We start from the raw sequence: 15,159 nt of genomic DNA, 5'->3' as shown, positions 1-15,159 counted from the left end.
AGGAGGCCACTACCGAGGACCAGGCAACCGGACGCGGTTGTTGAGTTGTGGTGTGGGTGGCGGCGAACCGCCGGTCACTAGCGTGACACAGAAATCGCCCCGGGGCTTGAAGGCCCCGGGGCGGAAGTCTTAGCGGCGAAGGCCGAGGCGCTCGATCAGCGAGCGGTAGCGCGCGATGTCGACCTTCTGCAGGTAGTTCAGCAGGTTGCGACGGCGACCGACGAGGAGCAGCAGGCCACGACGCGAGTGGTGGTCGTGCTTGTGCTCCTTGAGGTGCTCGGTCAGGTCCGTGATGCGGGCGCTCAGGAGCGCGATCTGGACCTCGGGCGAGCCGGTGTCGCCCTCGCTGGTGGCGTACTCGGCCATGATGGACTGCTTCTTGGCGGTGTCGAGCGGCATTGGCTCTCCTTCTCAAGGTTGTTGCGCGGAGCACCCGGGCTTGTCCACCGGGGCACTGGGAACCGCGGCCGTTGAACGGCAGAGAAGATCATACCTCAGGTACGCCCTGCGCCCCAACCGCGTGGTGCCGCTCCCCTGGCTGCTCGACTCCGCATCGTCCCGTGGCCCGTCGCCACCGACAGTCCGAACCAATCTCACCTCCGGCACGCGAGCGTGTCGCCTGTCGAAGCGGCGTGTCGCCGGGGTGTCGCGGTTCAGATTGGTTCGTACTGCCGGGGTGGGTGCGGTGGCGGGCGGGCTGGGAGGACCAGGACGATGCCGCGGTCGCCTCTCCTTGGTCAGGGACGATGCGGGGCTTGCGGACGATGCGGTGTCAGCCCTTCACGGGCAGTCCCAGTGCCTCACGGCTCCAGGCGACGTCCTCCTCGAGCGCCTCCGTGAGCGCCTCGAGCGAGCCGAAGTCCAGCATCGGCCGTCGCCAGCCGACGAGGTCGAACGCGACCGACGCGTCGTACAGGTCCAGGTCGTCGGCGTCGATCACGAACGCCTCGACGCGCAGGCTCTCGCCTCCGACGGTGTAGTTGAGCCCCACGCTTATCGCGGCGGGCATCGGGGTGCCCACGAGGTGCGCGGCGCGGTCGTTGCCGTGCGCGTCCAGCACCGTGAGCCAGCCCGCGTACACGCCGTGCCTGGGGATCATCCCCGCGGACACATCGAGGTTGGCGGTCGGGAAGCCGATCGTGCGCCCGCGCTTGTCGCCATGCACGATCACGCCGCGCAGACGGTGGGGGCAGCCGAGGACCTCGGATGCCTCGGCCACCTTGCCGTCGTCGAGCAGCTCGCGCACCCACGTCGAGGACCAGCGTCGGCCGCGCGCGTCGGTGTCGCCGGCGTCCGCCAGCACCTCGACCGCGAAGCCCAGCCGCACGCCGAGCTCCTTGAGGGTGTCGACGTCGCCCGCGTTGCCGCGCCCGAACTTCGTGTCGCGGCCGACCACGACGACCGCGGCGCCGAGCCCGTCGACCAGATAGTTGCGCACGAACTCCTCGGGCGTCTGCATCGCGAAGTCGAGCGTGTACTCCACGAGGAGCACGCCGTCGAGCCCGGTCTCGGCGAGGCGCTCGAGCCTGTCGTCGACCCCCGTGATGAGGACGGGAGGATGCGCGGGATCGTGCACCGCGCGGGGGTGCGGGTCGAACGTGATGCTCACGGCCTTGAGGCCCTGCGCACGCGCGTCGGCCGCCATGCGCGACAGCACGGCCCTGTGGCCGCGGTGCACGCCGTCGAAGTTCCCGATGGTGACCACGGTGGGACCGAGATCGGAGGGGACCTCGTCGAGGGAGCGCCAGACCTGCATGTCGGTCATTCTGCCGTAGCCCCGGCGGGCCTCATCACGACCACGGGCTTGATCTTCCCCCCGCGCCGCTCACCGAGCGCGATGAGCTCGCCGCGGGCGTCGAGGAGCGCGAGGTGCTCGCCCTCCGATCCGGCGTCGGACTCGATCCACTGCCCGTAGCCGAGCGCGCGCGCGTCGTCGTCGGAGATCGATACCGGAGGGAGGGTCGCGGCGGCCGCGGGGCCGAGCGGAAGCAGCGGCAGAGGCTCACCGGTGTCGACGAGCGCGGACAGCTCCTCGAGCGTTCTCGCCTCGGTCAGCGGGATGCGGCCGATGCGGGTGCGGCGCAGCGCGGTGAGGTGGCCTCCCACTCCCAGCGCGGCGCCGAGGTCGCGCGCGAGCGCGCGCACGTAGGTTCCCGACGACACGTCGACCGCGACGTCCACGTCGACCACCGCATCGTCCCGACGGATGGCGAGCACCTCGAAGCGGCTCACGGTCACGGGACGCTCGGGGAGCTCGACGTCCTCTCCCCCGCGCACGCGCGCGTACGAGCGCTTGCCGTCGACCTTGATCGCGCTGACCGACGACGGACGCTGCATGATGTCGCCCGTGAGGGCGGCGACGCCCTCGGCGATCGCATCATCCGTCACGCCCGACGCGTCGGCCGACGAGGTGACGTCACCCTCCGCATCGTCCGTGACCGTCGACTGACCGAGCCGGATCGTCGCCTCGTACGCCTTGTCGTGCCCGGTGATGTAGGTGAGCAGCTTGGTCGCACGCCCGATCCCGAGCACGAGCAGGCCCGTGGCCATGGGATCGAGCGTGCCGGCATGCCCGACCTTGCGGGTGCCCGCGAGTCGACGGGTCCGGCCGACCACGTCGTGCGACGTCCAGCCCTGCGGCTTGTCGACGAGCAGCAGCCCAGGCGTGGGCTCGTCGCCGCTACGACGGCCCATCGGGACTAGTCCTCGTCGTCCTCGTCGGCGTGACGGTACGGATCCGCCTCACCGGCGTAGGTCGCGTTCTCGCGAAGGCGACGCAGCTCCTCATCACGCTGCTGCGCCTCGTGGAGCGCGCGATCGAGCGAGGCCGCGGACTCGGGAACCGCGTCCAGGTGGAACTCGAGGCTCGGCGTCAGCCTGATGCCGAGCTCGCTGCCCACCTTGGAGCGCAGCTTGCCCTTGGCGGACTGCAGCGCGGCCGCGGTGCCCGCACGGTCCTCGTCCGAGCCGAGGACCGTGTAGAACACCGAGGCCTGCTGCAGGTCACCCGTGACGCGCACATCCGTGATCGTCACGAACCCGAGACGCGGGTCCTTGATCTCGCTCTCCAGCGCGCGGGCGACGATCTTCTTGATCGTGCCCGCGAGCCGCAGAGCGCGGGGGTTGTCGCTCATCAGTCCCTCGGAATCTCAACCATCTCGAAGGTCTCGATGATGTCGCCCACCTGGATGTCGTTGAACTTGCCGAGCCCGATACCGCACTCGTAACCGTCCTTGACCTCGGTGACGTCGTCCTTGAAGCGACGCAGCGTGTCGATCGTGGGCTCGCCGATGACGACGCCCGCACGAACGACCTTCGCCTTCGCGTTGCGCTTGATGACGCCCTCGCGGACCAGGCAGCCCGCGATGTTGCCGAACTTGGACGAGCGGAAGATCTCCTGGATCTCCGCGGCGCCGACCTGCTTCTCCTCGAACTCGGGCTTGAGCATGCCCTTGAGCGAGGCCTCGACGTCCTCGAGCGCCCGGTAGATGACCGAGTAGAAGCGCATGTCGACGCCCTCGCGGTCCGCCATGTCCTGGACACGCTCGGCGGGACGCACGTTGAAGCCGATAATGATCGCGTTGTCGACCGTCGCCAGGTTCACATCGTTCTGCGTCACCGCACCCACGCCGCGGTGGATGATGCGCAGGTCGACCTCGTCGCCCACATCGATCTGGAGCAGCGCGTCCTCGAGCGCCTCGACGGCACCGGAGACGTCACCCTTGATGATGAGGTTGAGGGTGTCGACCTTGCCCTCCTCGAGGGCCTTGTTGAAGTCCTCGAGAGAGATGCGCTTGCGGCGCTTGGCGAGCTGAGCGGCACGCTCCGCGGCCTCACGCTTCTCAGCGATCTGGCGAGCGGTGCGGTCGTCCTCGGCCACGATGAACGAGTCACCGGCACCGGGGACGGACGTCAGACCGATGACGAGCACCGGGCGGCCAGGCTTCGCCTCGTCGACCTGGTTGTCGTACTCGTCGAACATCGCACGCACGCGTCCGTGGGCCGTGCCCGCGACGATCGCGTCGCCGACGCGCAGCGTTCCGGAGTTGACCAGCACCGTCGCGACGGCACCGCGGCCCTTGTCGAGGTGAGCCTCGACGGCCACACCACGCGCGTCCTTGTTCGGGTTCGCGCGCAGGTCCAGACCGGCGTCCGCAGTGAGCAGGACGGCCTCGAGGAGGTCGTCGATGCCCTGACCCTTGAGCGCGGAGACGTCGACGAACATCGTGTCGCCGCCCCACTCCTCGGACACCAGGTTGTACTCGGTGAGCTGCTGGCGGATCTTGTCGGGGTTCGCCCCCTCCTTGTCCACCTTGTTGACCGCGACCACGATCGGCACGTTGGCCGCCTGGGCGTGGTTGAGCGCCTCGATGGTCTGCGGCATCACGCCGTCATCGGCAGCGACCACGAGGATCGCGATGTCGGTGACCTGCGCACCACGGGCACGCATGGCGGTGAACGCCTCGTGACCAGGGGTGTCGATGAACGTGATGGGACGCGTGACGCCGCCGTGGACGTGGCGGATCTGGTACGCACCGATGTGCTGCGTGATGCCGCCGGCCTCGCCGGAGATGACGTCCGCCTTGCGGATCGAGTCCAGCAGGCGCGTCTTTCCGTGGTCGACGTGACCCATGACGGTGACGATCGGGGCCCGGGGCTCGAGCTCCTCGTCGGTCTCCGCCTCGAGCTCGGCCTCCAGGTCGAGGCCGAAGCCCTCGAGGAGCTCCTTGTCCTCGTCCTCGGGAGAGACGATCTGGATCTTGTAGCCCAGCTCGGCGCCGAGGGTCTCGAACGTGTCCTCGTCGAGCGACTGCGTCGCCGTGGCCATCTCACCGAGGTGGAACAGCACCGTGACGAGCGACGCGGGATTGACATCGATCTTCTCGGCGAAGTCCGTCAGCGTCGCGCCGCGACGCAGACGCAGCGGGGTCGTGCCGTCACCGCGAGGGATCTGCACGCCACCGATCGCCGGAGCCTGCTGCTGCTCGTACTCGGCCCGCTTCGCGCGCTTGCTCTTGCGCGAACGGACGGGACGACCGCCCTGACGACCGAAGGCACCAGCGGTGCCGCCGCCACGACCGCGGCCACCGGGAGCCGGACGGCCGCCGGGGCCACCAGGACCGCCGGGACCACCAGCGCCGCCGGGACCGCCGAAGCCGCCGCGGCCGCCGCGACCCGGCGCGCCGCCGTTGCCGCCCGCAGGGGCGGTCGGGCGCGGGCCGAAGCCCTGGCCGGGACGAGGAGCGCCGCCGGGACGGGGCGCGCCGCCGGGACGGCCCTGACCGCCCGGACGCGGAGCGCCGCCGGGGCCGCCGCTGCGGGGACCCTGGAACGGGTTGTTGCCGCCCGGACGCGGGCGGGGACGCGGACCGGCGGAGCGGTCCGAGAAGGGGTTGTTGCCGCCGGGACGCGGGCGCGGCTTCGGCATGTCGGCCGGGCTCGGAGCGCCGGGCTTCGCGGCAGGCTTCGGGGCGCCCGGCTTGGGCGCGGACGATGCGGCCGGAGCGTCGGTCGCGGGAGCAGGCGCCGCCACGGCAGGAGCCTCGGGCGCCGGCGTCGCGGCGGGCTTCGGGCCGGGCCTGGGGCCGCCGGGCTTCGGCGCGGACGACGCGGCGGGCGCCTCGGCGGGCGCGGCTGCGGCCGCAGGGGCGGGCTTGGGCGCCGGCTTGGGGCCCGGCTTCGCGGCAGGCTTGGCCGCGGGCTTCGCTGCGGGCTTGCTGTCGGACGACGCACCACCGGGGAAGGCCTCGCGGGCCTTGCGCACGACCGGTGCCTCCAGGGTGGAGGACGGACCCTTGACGTACTCGCCGAGCTCGTTGAGCTTGGCGATCAGGTCCTTGCTCGGAACACCGAGCTCCTTCGCGATCTCGTGAACGCGGGGCTTTGCCACAATTCTCCTGTCTTGGCCCGACCAAGACAGGGTCGAGCCATCGTTACGGCTGGTATCTCATTTCGAGGTACTCACTGCTTGACCATGGGCTTTCATCCCGTTCTGTCAGGCCGAATGGCTGGTGGACGCGGTCCACGTTACCGCACTGCGAGAGCGCTCAGGTCGACGTCGGGCGCGCGCAGTGCACGTCCGATCGTACGTCTCCTGAGAGCGAGCTCGAGGCAGTCGTCACCGGGATGAAGCCAGGCTCCACGTCCGGGGAGGGTCTTGGCCGTGTCGACCACGGCGGCACCGTCCAGGACGGCGACCCTCACGAGAACCGACCGAGACCCCCGTCCCCTGCATCCGACGCACGTGCGGAGCGGGCCCTCATCGGGCGGTTCCGGGTGGTCGGCGACACGAGACGAGTCTCTCGGCTGCACCAGTCTACCCGCTGTCCGGGCCGTCAGGCCCCGGCGCCCGACTGCGCGCCGTCGGCCTCGTCCGAACGGATGTCGATCCGCCAGCCGGTCAGCCTCGCGGCGAGGCGGGCGTTCTGCCCCTCCTTGCCGATCGCGAGCGACAGGTGGTAGTCCGGCACGATCACACGGCAGGCGCGCGCCTCGGGGTCGACGACCGTCACGGAGACGACGCGCGAGGGCGACAGCGCATGGCCGACGAACTTCGCGGGGTCCTCGTCCCAGTCGACGATGTCGATCTTCTCCCCGTGGAGCTCGCTCATGACTGCTCGCACGCGCGCGCCCATCGGACCGATGCAGGCGCCCTTGGCGTTGACACCGGGCACGGTGGCGCGGACGGCCATCTTGGAGCGGTGGCCGGCCTCGCGGGCGAGGCTCATGATCTCCACGGTGCCGTCGGCGATCTCCGGGACCTCCATCTCGAACAGGCGACGCACGAGCCCAGGGTGGGTGCGCGACAGCATGATCGACGGCCCCTTCTGGCCGCGCGCGACCTGGAGCACGTAGGCGCGCAGCCGCTCGCCGTGGACGTACTCCTCGGTCGGGACCTGCTCGTGCTGAGGCAGCAGCGCCTCGACGTCGCCAAGGTCGACGTGGACGTTCTTGGGGTCGGCGCTCTGCTGGATGACGCCGGACACGAGGTGTCCCTCGCTGCCCGCGTACTCGCCGAGCACCGCATCGTCCCCGGCCTGACGCATGCGCTGGACGATGACCTGGCGCGCGGTCGCCGTCGCGATGCGGCCGAAGTCGGCGGGGGTGTCGTCGAACTCGGGCATCGCGTCGGGGTCCGCCTCCGAGCCCTCCGGAACGGGCTCCTTGGCGTAGATCGTCACGTGGCCGGTGTCGCGGTCGAGGTGCGCGCGGGCGTTCCGATACGCGCCGGGGGTCTTGTGGTACGCGGAGGCGAGCGCCTGCTCGATCGCGTCGACCAGGACGTTCAAGGAGATGTCGCGCTCGCGTTCGAGCGAGCGCAACGCCGTCATATCGATATCCATCAGTCCTCTTCCTGGTCCGCGAGCTCCGTGAGCTCGGCGTCGTCGATGCGCTTGAGCTCGACCTCGATCGAGCCGCGCGCGATGTTCGCGAAGGGAACGGTGACCTCGCCGGCGTCGCCGTCCAGCAGCACCGCGTCGTCGGTCACGTCCGTGATCCGGCCCCTGGCCTGGTCGCCGCTCGCGAGGTCGATCACGACGAGGCGCGTGCGGGCGCGCAGGAAGTGGCGGCGCTCGGTGAGCGGCCGTGACGTCCCGGGGGTCGACACCTCGAGCATGTACTCGCCCTTGATCGGGTCGGCCTCGTCGAGCGCCTTGCCGATGCTGCGGGAGGCCTCGGCCACCGCGTCCAGGCCCGCCGAGCCGATCTCGGTCTCCGGCAGGTCCACGGTCACGACCACGCGGGAACGCTTGCCCGCCCGGTGCACCTCGACGCTGTCGATCACCAGGCCTGCCGCTTCCGCGGCGGGGGCTGCCAGGTCGACGATGCGCTCCGTGATGTCCATGCCCAGCCTCCCCGCGCGTCGGTGACGCGCTCCGTTCCTGTAGTTCGCTCGCGAGACATTCTAAACGCAGGCAGGACACGTGTCATGATGACGGCCATGACCTCTCCGCGCCGCCTCCCCGCGCTCGTCGGGCTCACGGCGACGCTGCTCACGGTGTCCCTCGCGGGCTGCGTGCGCCTCGAGACGCCGGCTCCGCCGGCGCGCACCGCGTCACCCGTCACGGTCGAGCGAGACACGCTCGCGGCGGCCCTCGACGACGTGTCCACCGCGCTCGCCGAGGGCTCCGACGGGGGCACGCTCGCGCAGGTCGAGGCGCGCAGCCTCCCCTCCCTCGTCGACGGCGTCGGTCAGCGCTACGTCACGTATCCCGGGGTCACTCCGTCCGCCTCCGCGTCCGCGTCCGCGTCCGCCGATCCTGTGACGCTCGACAGCGTCGTCCAGGCGGCGCTCGACACGTCCGTCGAGATCGCGACGTCGACCGACGACGCCGACCTGCGCGCATGGGCCACGAGCGGCGCGCTCGTGCATGGCATGGCGCTGTGGCTCGGTCTCGTCGACGACGGCTCCGTGGACACCGGGGCGGCCGCGAGGACGCTCCCCTCCTCCGATGCGGCCGAGAGCCTCACGGTCCCGGACTCGAGCGCGCTCGACTCCACGACGCTCGCGGATCTCGCGCTGCGTCACGATCAGGCGCGGTACCTCTACGAGCTGGTCGCGACCCGCCAGTCCGGGGCGGAGAAGGCGGCGTCGCTCGCCCGTGCCGAGCTCCATGCCGAGCGCTCGGACGCGCTCCAGGAGCTGTCGGGAGCGGACGATGCGCGCACCGAGGTGTACTCAACGCTCGCCTCCTCGATCGAGGACGATGCGAGCCGCGCCGCGACGCTCAGGGACACCGAGGACGCGGTCGCCTCGGCGTACGCCGCCGCTGCGGTCTCGAGCGAGTCAGGCGACGTCGCGTGGCTCCTCGACGGCGCTTTCGACGCCTACGCGGCGGAGTCGCTGCTCGACGGCTGGCGGCTCACCGACCTGCCCGTGCTGCCGGGGCTCGCCGACGCCTCCTCAGCGGAGGACACGCAGGGCTGAGGCGCCGGGGCGCGTGCGACGGGCATGCCGGCGCAGGCGCACGATCGACGGTTCGGGGCCCCTGCTCACGCGGGCACGAGCGGCTGCGTCGTCAAGTCCGCCGCGGCCTGGCGGGCCAGCGCGCGGCGCGCGGCGAGCGCGCCGGCAGGGTCGTCGACCATCACGGCGTCGACCTCCGCGAGCAGCATCGCGTGCAGGTCGGTGGGGTCGTTCACGGTCCACGGCCTGATCGCGATCCCCGCCGCGCGGAACGACTCCACCTCGCCGGGGCGCCGCAGCGTGGCGATGTGCGGGTGCACCGCCCCCACGCCGAGCATCGACGCGTAGTCCCAGGGCCTCGCGAGCCCCTCGGAGTAGAGCGGGGCGAGCGCGAGCGCGTCGTCGTGCTCGCGCATCTCGAGCAGGCCCACATGGTCGAACGACGACACGATGACCCTCTCGGACATCCGCGCGGCGCGGACAGTCTCCGCCACGGCCTGCGCGATCCCCCGATACGGTGCCGCGCACCCGACCTTGATCTCGACGTTGACCGTGAGACCCGTGGGCTCGAGCAGGTCGAGGACCTCCCACAGGTGCGGCACGCGATGCGGCCCCGAGACGCCGTCGCCGACGTCGGCGAGCGCCACCTCGGCGCGGGTGAGCGCCGCCAGCGGGACGAGCGAGCCGTCCGGCATCGGGAGCTCGGGGTCGTGCCTGACCACGAGCCTGTCGTCGGCCGTGAGGTGGACGTCGAGCTCGACCCCGTCGGCGCCGACAGCCGCTGCCTCAGCGAAGGCCGCGAGCGTGTTCTCGGGTGCTGCGAGACGCGCACCGCGGTGCGCCCATATCTGCGTCACGCTCGCACGCTAGCGCGCTCACGTGACAGGATCCTGACGTCGGGGTGGACGTCGCGTGAACTCCTGCTCACGCCTGCGAGAGCGCCTCACGCACGCGTGCCGCGACCGCCGCCACCGCATCGTCCACGGGGACCTGCTCCGACTCGCCCGTCGCGCGCGTCTTGAGCTCGACGACGCCATCGGCGAGACCGCGACCGGCGACCAGGATGTACGGGGCCCCCAGCAGCTCGGCGTCCTTGAACTTCACGCCGGGAGAGACCTTGGGGCGGTCGTCGTACATGACCTCGATCCCCTGGGCCTCCAGACCGTCGGCGAGCGACTGCGCGGCCTCGAACACCGCATCGTCCTTGCCCGTCGCCACCACGTGGACGTGGAACGGCGTGACCTGGATCGGCCACGCGAGGCCCAGGTCGTCATGGTTGTTCTCGGCGAGCAGCGCGACGGCGCGCGTGACGCCGATGCCGTACGAGCCCATCGTGACCACCTGCTGCTTGCCGTTCACGTCGAGCACCTTGAGCTCGAGCGCCTCGGCGTACTTGCGGCCCAGCTGGAAGATGTGGCCGATCTCGACACCGCGCGCGAGCTCGAGCGGCCCGGAGCCGTCGGGAGCCTCGTCACCGGCGCGCACCTCGGCGGCCTCGATCGTGCCGTCGCCGACGAAGTCGCGGCCCATGACCAGGTCGAACACGTGGCGGCCGTGCTCGTTCGCGCCGGTGATCCAGCGGGTTCCAGGAACGATGCGGGGGTCGAGCAGGTACGGGATCGTCGCGTCGTCCTCGGACAGGTACGCGACGTCCGCCGGGCGCGCCTGCGGGCCGAGGGCGCCGGGGCCGATGTAGCCCTTGACGAGCTCGGGGTGCGCCTTGAGGTCGTCCTCGTTGGCGGGCTCGACCGTCGCGGGCGACAGCGCCGCCTCGAGACGCGTCATGTCGACCTCGCGGTCGCCGGGGACGCCGACGACGAGCAGGCCACGCTCCCCCTCCGGGTTTGTCGCCGCGACGACGACGTTCTTGAGCGTGTCCGCGGCGGTCCAGGGACGGTCGTCGCGCGGGTGGCTCGCGTTGGCGGCGGCGACGAGCGAGTCGATCGTCGGGGTGTCGGGGGTGTCCTCGACGTGAGCCGCGGGCGCGTCGGACCAATCGATCGCCGCGGGGACGATGGTCGTCACGGCCTCGACGTTCGCCGCGTAGCCGCCGGGCGAGCGCACGAAGGTGTCCTCGCCGACCTCGGTGGGCGAGAGGAACTCCTCCGACTTCGAGCCGCCCATCGCGCCGGACTGCGCCTGCACGATCACGTACTCGATGCCCAGGCGCTCGAAGATGCGGATGTAGGCGGCGCGCTGCGTAGCGTACGACGCGTCGAGGCCCTCATCCGTGAGGTCGAAGCTGTACGAGTCCTTCATGATGAACTCGCGGCCGCGCAGCAGGCCCGCGCGCGGACGCGCCTCGTCGCGGTACTTGGTCTGGATCTGATAGATCGTGAGCGGCAGGTCCTTGTACGACGAGTACAGGTCCTTGACCAGGAGGGTGAACATCTCCTCGTGCGTCGGCGCGAGCAGGTAGTCGGCGCCCTTGCGGTCCGCGAGGCGGAAGAGGTTGGGCCCGTACTCGGTCCACCGGTTGGTCGCCTCGTAGGGCTCGCGCGGGAGCAGCGCCGGGAAGTGGACCTCTTGGCCGCCCGCCGCGTCCATCTCCTCGCGCACGATCGCCTCGACCTTCGCGAGCACCTTCAGCCCCAGCGGGAGCCAGGTGTAGATGCCCGGCGCGGCACGACGGATGTAGCCGGCGCGGACCAGGAGCTTGTGCGAGGCGACCTCGGCGTCTGCCGGGTCCTCACGAAGGGTGCGGAGGAAGAGAGTGGACATGCGAAGCATGAGCCAAGCGTACCGGCGGGCGGCCGCGGCGTAGTTCCCCGGAGGGTCGCCCGCGTCCATCGGCTCCTCTGAGGCGGCTTCTTCGGACCCTACCCGTCGCCCACCATAACTCTGCGCTTGCCCACGTAGTTCCACACAAGAACTACGCCCGACACCAGCACCTTCGCGACGACGAGTCGCATTCCGAGCCCGCTGACCAACGCCCATAGGAGAACTTGGTTGATCCCGAGCCCGACGATGCTGACCGCGACGAATGCCGCACGCACGATGTGTCCCGAGTCTTTGGCCCCGTCGAACACCCATGCCACCGACATCCAGTAGTTGAGGATCACCGACGCCGTGAAAGCGACGCCATTCGCGACGAGGTACTGCACTCCGAGCGGTCCGGCAAGCAAGAACAGCGCTGCGTATTCCAATGCGAAGCAGACAACTCCCGCGACAGCGAAACGAGACGCCTCTAGCCCGAGCGAACCGTACCGATGCCAGGCTCGCCGGAACAGCCTCATCTTGCGATGCCTTCCCGGCTCGCGCAGTGCTCGTCTTCGGAACCACGTGCGTGGGCCGCGACGGAGTGCAGCGTCCAGCCGACCAACAGCGGTGTGACCGCCATGACAGGAAGCATGTATCGGAGATAGCCATTGACGGGCGACACCAGGCACATCCCGATCGTCAGTACCACTGGAACGAAGACCACCATGTCTGCCCATGCCCTTCGTCGGATGAGCAACGCGAAGAGCGCGACAGTGACCCATGTGTACAGCCCAGCGCTGTAAAGCAGTCCGACAAGCGGCAGATTCCACACGAGTCTTGTGTAGTCCTTCAGACCCTCACGTGCCGTCCGGAGTTCGTCAGGATAGCTGTAGTCAAAGAACCCCGTCGCCAGGGGCTCGCCTTGCTGGTAGTACTGCACGATGCCCAGATTCTCGATCTGGTCGCTGATGGTGTAGTACCCGTACGTATTGTTGAGTGTCGCTTCTACGTAGACAGCGGGGTGCTTCAGGAGCATCTCTCCCCAGGCGCTGAAGTACTGACGCAGTTCCTCCGAAGTGGCCCCCGCGCGGTACATGTTCTTCACTGGGTCTGCGGTCTCCGGGTCGTACTTCTCTGCCAGCAGGTCCGCAGGCAGCACCGAGTCCACCGCCGCCCATTCCTCGGCGGTGACCTCGTCTCCGTACTCGACGAAGTACCGTGCAGTCTGTTGGAACGGCACCGAGAGCATCTCTTTCGGGCTGCTGCCGGAAATACCGAAAGCCGGGAGCAATACGGCGCCGATCGACAGAAAAGCCACAGTGACGACCGTGGCCGAAGCCGCTGCAGCGAGCCGCTGGCGGGCATGGACTACCAAGATCAGCAGCACAGCTGCGGGTACCACGACGTGGAAGCCATTGTTGCGGGTAAAAACCACCGCGACACCAAGAAGGGTGAGGAGCGCGAAGGGCTTCCAAGCGCGGATCGGCTCTCGGCGCCGCACGATCACCTGGATGAGTAGCGCGAGATAGAGCGTGAAGAACGCGAAGAAGAGCGTGTCCTTCATCTCCGTCTGGACGTAGGCGGGCCAGATGGGCAGCAGGGCGAAGAAGACCAAACTGCTCGGGGCGACCCATTGAGGGGCACGAAGCCGTCGCACTACTCGAATCGCAAACCCGAACGCGAACGCGACGACCGCGGTCTGTGCAAGCACGAATAGGAAGACACCGAGGTTGTCGGAGCCGAGAGCCCGACCGACCTGCATGAACATTCCCATGAGCCAGGTCATGATGACGGGGTGGTGGTTGGTGAGCGGGTACTCCCCGAAGTACATGTGCAGCTCTAGGGTGCCGTCGTAGGGAACCGATCCCGGGTAGAACACCACGAGCCACGGGAGCCAACACACGATCAGCACGATCATCGAGAAGCCAAGGGTGTGGTCATCGAACTGGCGAGCTGCCCGCGCCCAGAGCCGGTGTCCATCTGAAGGTGAGGCAGCGCTGCCGTGTGCCGCACCGGCCCGCAACGCCCACCGATCGATCACGCGAATCGCTGAAGCTAGGACCGCGTAGAGAAGCGCGACGTAGCCCGCCAGCACCACCATGGCAAACACGAACTGCAGGCGGTTTCCGAAGACGAAGTCCCAGCTGCCGAGGCCGTGGTAGCTCACGCCCAGCAACGACGCCGCTCCGAAAAGCACTGCCAGAACTAGCGCGGTACTCGACAGCCGAGCCTTTGGCGCGAATAGGACACGACGGTACCCGACAGAAAGACCCACTGCGAGAAGCGCAAACAATGGGCCACTGCCATTGACCAGCCCCGCGATCTCCGAGGGCCCACGGCCCACGGCCACATCTACGCTCAGCGAGGCGGCGCTCCAGATCCCGAACAAGAAACTCAGGGGCCAACGCCACCAAGAACCAGGAGTCTCCTTGTGATCCTGCACCACAGTCATCGACCCGCGTTCTCCTCAGGCAAGTTCCGATATTCGTGCTGGACGCGCAGGAGGTGCAACTCGAAGTTCTTGTTGTAGTTCTTGGACGCCGTGTCGAGAATCGCCCCCACCATGAAGGCCAGCACACCCACAAGGCCGATGAACCCACAGACGATGAGCGTCGGGAAGTTCTCAACTTCTCCGGTGCGTGCGTACGGGACCATCACGGTGGGGATGAGCACCAGCAAGGGGACACCGATGAGTACAGCAGCTATCGCCGAGAAGAACCTCATCGGCTGAAGGTCCTTAAACAGCGTGAACAGCGTGCCAAGCACCCGGAAGCCGTCCGAGAAGGTGGAGAGCTTCGAGTGGCTGTCCTCAGGTCGATCTCGATACTCGACCTCGACATGGGCAATGCCCATGTTGTGGTTCGCGGCGTGGATCGTCATCTCTGTCTCGATCTCGAAACCGCGCGAGATCACGGGGAACGACTTCACGAACGTGTACGAGAACGCGCGGTAGCCCGTCATCACGTCGCGCACGTCCGCACCGAAGAGGCGGTTGACGAACCAGCGCACACTCACATTGCCGACGTTGTGAAACGGCCGCTTGTTCTCCTCGAAGTACGTCGAAGAGAGTCGGTCGCCCACGACCATCTCGTACTCGCCGCTCTGGATGGGCGCTGCGAGTTCGCGCAGGTGCTCAGCCGGGTACGTGTCATCTCCATCAAGCATGATGTAGCACTCGGCGTCGATCTCGCGAAACATTCGACGGATGACGTTGCCCTTGCCTTGAAGTCGCTCCGTACGCACCACCGCTCCGGCATTGCGGGCGAGCCCGGCAGTCGCATCGGTCGAGTTGTTGTCGTAGACGTACACGGTCGCCTCGGGCATCTGCTCGCGGCAGTCGGTCACCACCTTTTCGATGGTCTGCGCCTCGTTGTAGCAGGGTATGAGCACCGCCAACTGGTCCATGGGGGGTTCGACTCCGTTCGAAAGCTGATGGCCGCCGACAGCGATCGATTCCGGGTTTCAGGCATGCGGCCCCTCAGGCGCGAGAAAGTATACCCTCGACAAGGCCGCGTGGGTTGCGGTGGACGGACCGCGCGCAGCCGCGGTCC

14 protein-coding genes are annotated in these 15,159 nt (G+C 68.9%); 1 reads left to right on the top strand and 13 read right to left on the bottom strand.

Annotated elements, in window-relative coordinates; all coding sequences use genetic code 11:
* Positions 1 to 129: 129 nt before the first annotated feature.
* The 8 genes from rpsO to rimP all read right to left on the bottom strand — a co-directional run bounded on the left by rpsO (position 130) and on the right by rimP (position 7,846).
* Positions 130 to 399 (bottom strand): 30S ribosomal protein S15, encoded by a 270-nt coding sequence (gene rpsO / locus AOP78_RS08120; RefSeq protein WP_062203037.1) that lies wholly within the window; start codon positions 397 to 399, stop codon positions 130 to 132.
* Positions 400 to 772: 373 nt separating this feature from the next.
* On the bottom strand, positions 773 to 1,756 hold the full coding sequence (locus AOP78_RS08115; RefSeq protein WP_062203272.1) for a bifunctional riboflavin kinase/FAD synthetase: 984 nt from the start codon (positions 1,754 to 1,756) through the stop codon (positions 773 to 775).
* Positions 1,757 to 1,761: 5 nt separating this feature from the next.
* The gene (gene truB / locus AOP78_RS08110; protein ID WP_062203035.1) at positions 1,762 to 2,694 is read right to left on the bottom strand and encodes a tRNA pseudouridine(55) synthase TruB; all 933 of its coding nucleotides are present in this window, start codon (positions 2,692 to 2,694) and stop codon (positions 1,762 to 1,764) included.
* 5 nt (positions 2,695 to 2,699) lie between these two features.
* On the bottom strand, positions 2,700 to 3,134 hold the full coding sequence (gene rbfA, locus AOP78_RS08105) for a 30S ribosome-binding factor RbfA (RefSeq protein ID WP_062203032.1): 435 nt from the start codon (positions 3,132 to 3,134) through the stop codon (positions 2,700 to 2,702).
* The gene (gene infB, locus AOP78_RS08100) at positions 3,134 to 5,890 is read right to left on the bottom strand and encodes a translation initiation factor IF-2 (RefSeq protein WP_062203030.1); all 2,757 of its coding nucleotides are present in this window, start codon (positions 5,888 to 5,890) and stop codon (positions 3,134 to 3,136) included. The genes rbfA and infB overlap by 1 nt, the downstream gene beginning before the upstream one ends.
* A gap of 137 nt (positions 5,891 to 6,027) precedes the next feature.
* Positions 6,028 to 6,312, bottom strand: coding sequence for a YlxR family protein (locus AOP78_RS15635; RefSeq protein WP_439645021.1), 285 nt, complete (start codon positions 6,310 to 6,312; stop codon positions 6,028 to 6,030).
* A 23-nt stretch (positions 6,313 to 6,335) separates the two neighbouring features.
* A complete protein-coding gene (gene nusA / locus AOP78_RS08095; protein WP_062203028.1) occupies positions 6,336 to 7,343 on the bottom strand; it encodes a transcription termination factor NusA in 1,008 nt (335 codons plus the stop codon).
* Positions 7,343 to 7,846, bottom strand: a complete 504-nt coding sequence (gene rimP, locus AOP78_RS08090) for a ribosome maturation factor RimP (RefSeq protein WP_062203026.1) — start codon at positions 7,844 to 7,846, stop codon at positions 7,343 to 7,345. Before rimP ends, nusA begins: the two co-directional genes overlap by 1 nt.
* A 96-nt stretch (positions 7,847 to 7,942) precedes the next feature.
* Between rimP and AOP78_RS08085 the strand changes: the two genes are divergently transcribed.
* Positions 7,943 to 8,929: a hypothetical protein gene (locus AOP78_RS08085; RefSeq protein WP_152659460.1), complete on the top strand. Its 987-nt coding sequence runs from the start codon at positions 7,943 to 7,945 to the stop codon at positions 8,927 to 8,929.
* A gap of 65 nt (positions 8,930 to 8,994) precedes the next feature.
* On the opposite strand, the gene AOP78_RS08080 is transcribed toward AOP78_RS08085, so the two are convergent.
* The 5 genes from AOP78_RS08080 to AOP78_RS08060 form a co-directional block, all read right to left on the bottom strand.
* Positions 8,995 to 9,765 carry a glycerophosphodiester phosphodiesterase family protein gene (locus AOP78_RS08080; protein ID WP_062203022.1) on the bottom strand — a complete coding sequence of 257 codons (771 nt, stop codon included), beginning with the start codon at positions 9,763 to 9,765 and terminating at the stop codon, positions 8,995 to 8,997.
* A 67-nt stretch (positions 9,766 to 9,832) separates the two neighbouring features.
* Complete coding sequence (locus AOP78_RS08075) at positions 9,833 to 11,629, bottom strand: proline--tRNA ligase (RefSeq protein WP_062203270.1); 1,797 nt, start codon at positions 11,627 to 11,629, stop codon at positions 9,833 to 9,835.
* A 98-nt stretch (positions 11,630 to 11,727) separates the two neighbouring features.
* Entirely contained in the window at positions 11,728 to 12,144 is a 417-nt protein-coding gene (locus AOP78_RS15220; RefSeq protein ID WP_062203020.1) for a GtrA family protein, read from the bottom strand.
* Positions 12,141 to 14,060, bottom strand: a complete 1,920-nt coding sequence (locus AOP78_RS15215; RefSeq protein WP_062203018.1) for a DUF6020 family protein — start codon at positions 14,058 to 14,060, stop codon at positions 12,141 to 12,143. The genes AOP78_RS15220 and AOP78_RS15215 overlap by 4 nt, the downstream gene beginning before the upstream one ends.
* Positions 14,057 to 15,013 (bottom strand): glycosyltransferase family 2 protein, encoded by a 957-nt coding sequence (locus AOP78_RS08060; RefSeq protein ID WP_062203016.1) that lies wholly within the window; start codon positions 15,011 to 15,013, stop codon positions 14,057 to 14,059. The genes AOP78_RS15215 and AOP78_RS08060 overlap by 4 nt, the downstream gene beginning before the upstream one ends.
* Positions 15,014 to 15,159 lie beyond the last annotated feature (146 nt).

Origin of the sequence: Demequina salsinemoris (genome assembly GCF_000974805.1) — a bacterium.
GTDB classification, from domain to species: domain Bacteria; phylum Actinomycetota; class Actinomycetes; order Actinomycetales; family Demequinaceae; genus Demequina; species Demequina salsinemoris.
Note: the sequence above shows the minus strand (reverse complement) of the source record. Positions and strands in the feature narration are given on the sequence as shown.

Excerpts from the sequence above, each read along its gene's own strand:
- rimP (WP_062203026.1), bottom strand. The coding sequence starts at position 7,846 with ATGGACATCACGGAGCGCATCGTCGACCTGGCAGCCCCCGCCGCGGAA.
- AOP78_RS15215 (WP_062203018.1), bottom strand. The coding sequence starts at position 14,060 with ATGACTGTGGTGCAGGATCACAAGGAGACTCCTGGTTCTTGGTGGCGT.
- AOP78_RS08075 (WP_062203270.1), bottom strand. The coding sequence starts at position 11,629 with ATGTCCACTCTCTTCCTCCGCACCCTTCGTGAGGACCCGGCAGACGCC.
- AOP78_RS15220 (WP_062203020.1), bottom strand. The coding sequence starts at position 12,144 with ATGAGGCTGTTCCGGCGAGCCTGGCATCGGTACGGTTCGCTCGGGCTA.
- rpsO (WP_062203037.1), bottom strand. The coding sequence starts at position 399 with ATGCCGCTCGACACCGCCAAGAAGCAGTCCATCATGGCCGAGTACGCC.
- rbfA (WP_062203032.1), bottom strand. The coding sequence starts at position 3,134 with ATGAGCGACAACCCCCGCGCTCTGCGGCTCGCGGGCACGATCAAGAAG.
- AOP78_RS08085 (WP_152659460.1), top strand. The coding sequence starts at position 7,943 with ATGACCTCTCCGCGCCGCCTCCCCGCGCTCGTCGGGCTCACGGCGACG.
- AOP78_RS08060 (WP_062203016.1), bottom strand. The coding sequence starts at position 15,013 with ATGGACCAGTTGGCGGTGCTCATACCCTGCTACAACGAGGCGCAGACC.
- nusA (WP_062203028.1), bottom strand. The coding sequence starts at position 7,343 with ATGGATATCGATATGACGGCGTTGCGCTCGCTCGAACGCGAGCGCGAC.
- truB (WP_062203035.1), bottom strand. The coding sequence starts at position 2,694 with ATGGGCCGTCGTAGCGGCGACGAGCCCACGCCTGGGCTGCTGCTCGTC.
- AOP78_RS08115 (WP_062203272.1), bottom strand. The coding sequence starts at position 1,756 with ATGCAGGTCTGGCGCTCCCTCGACGAGGTCCCCTCCGATCTCGGTCCC.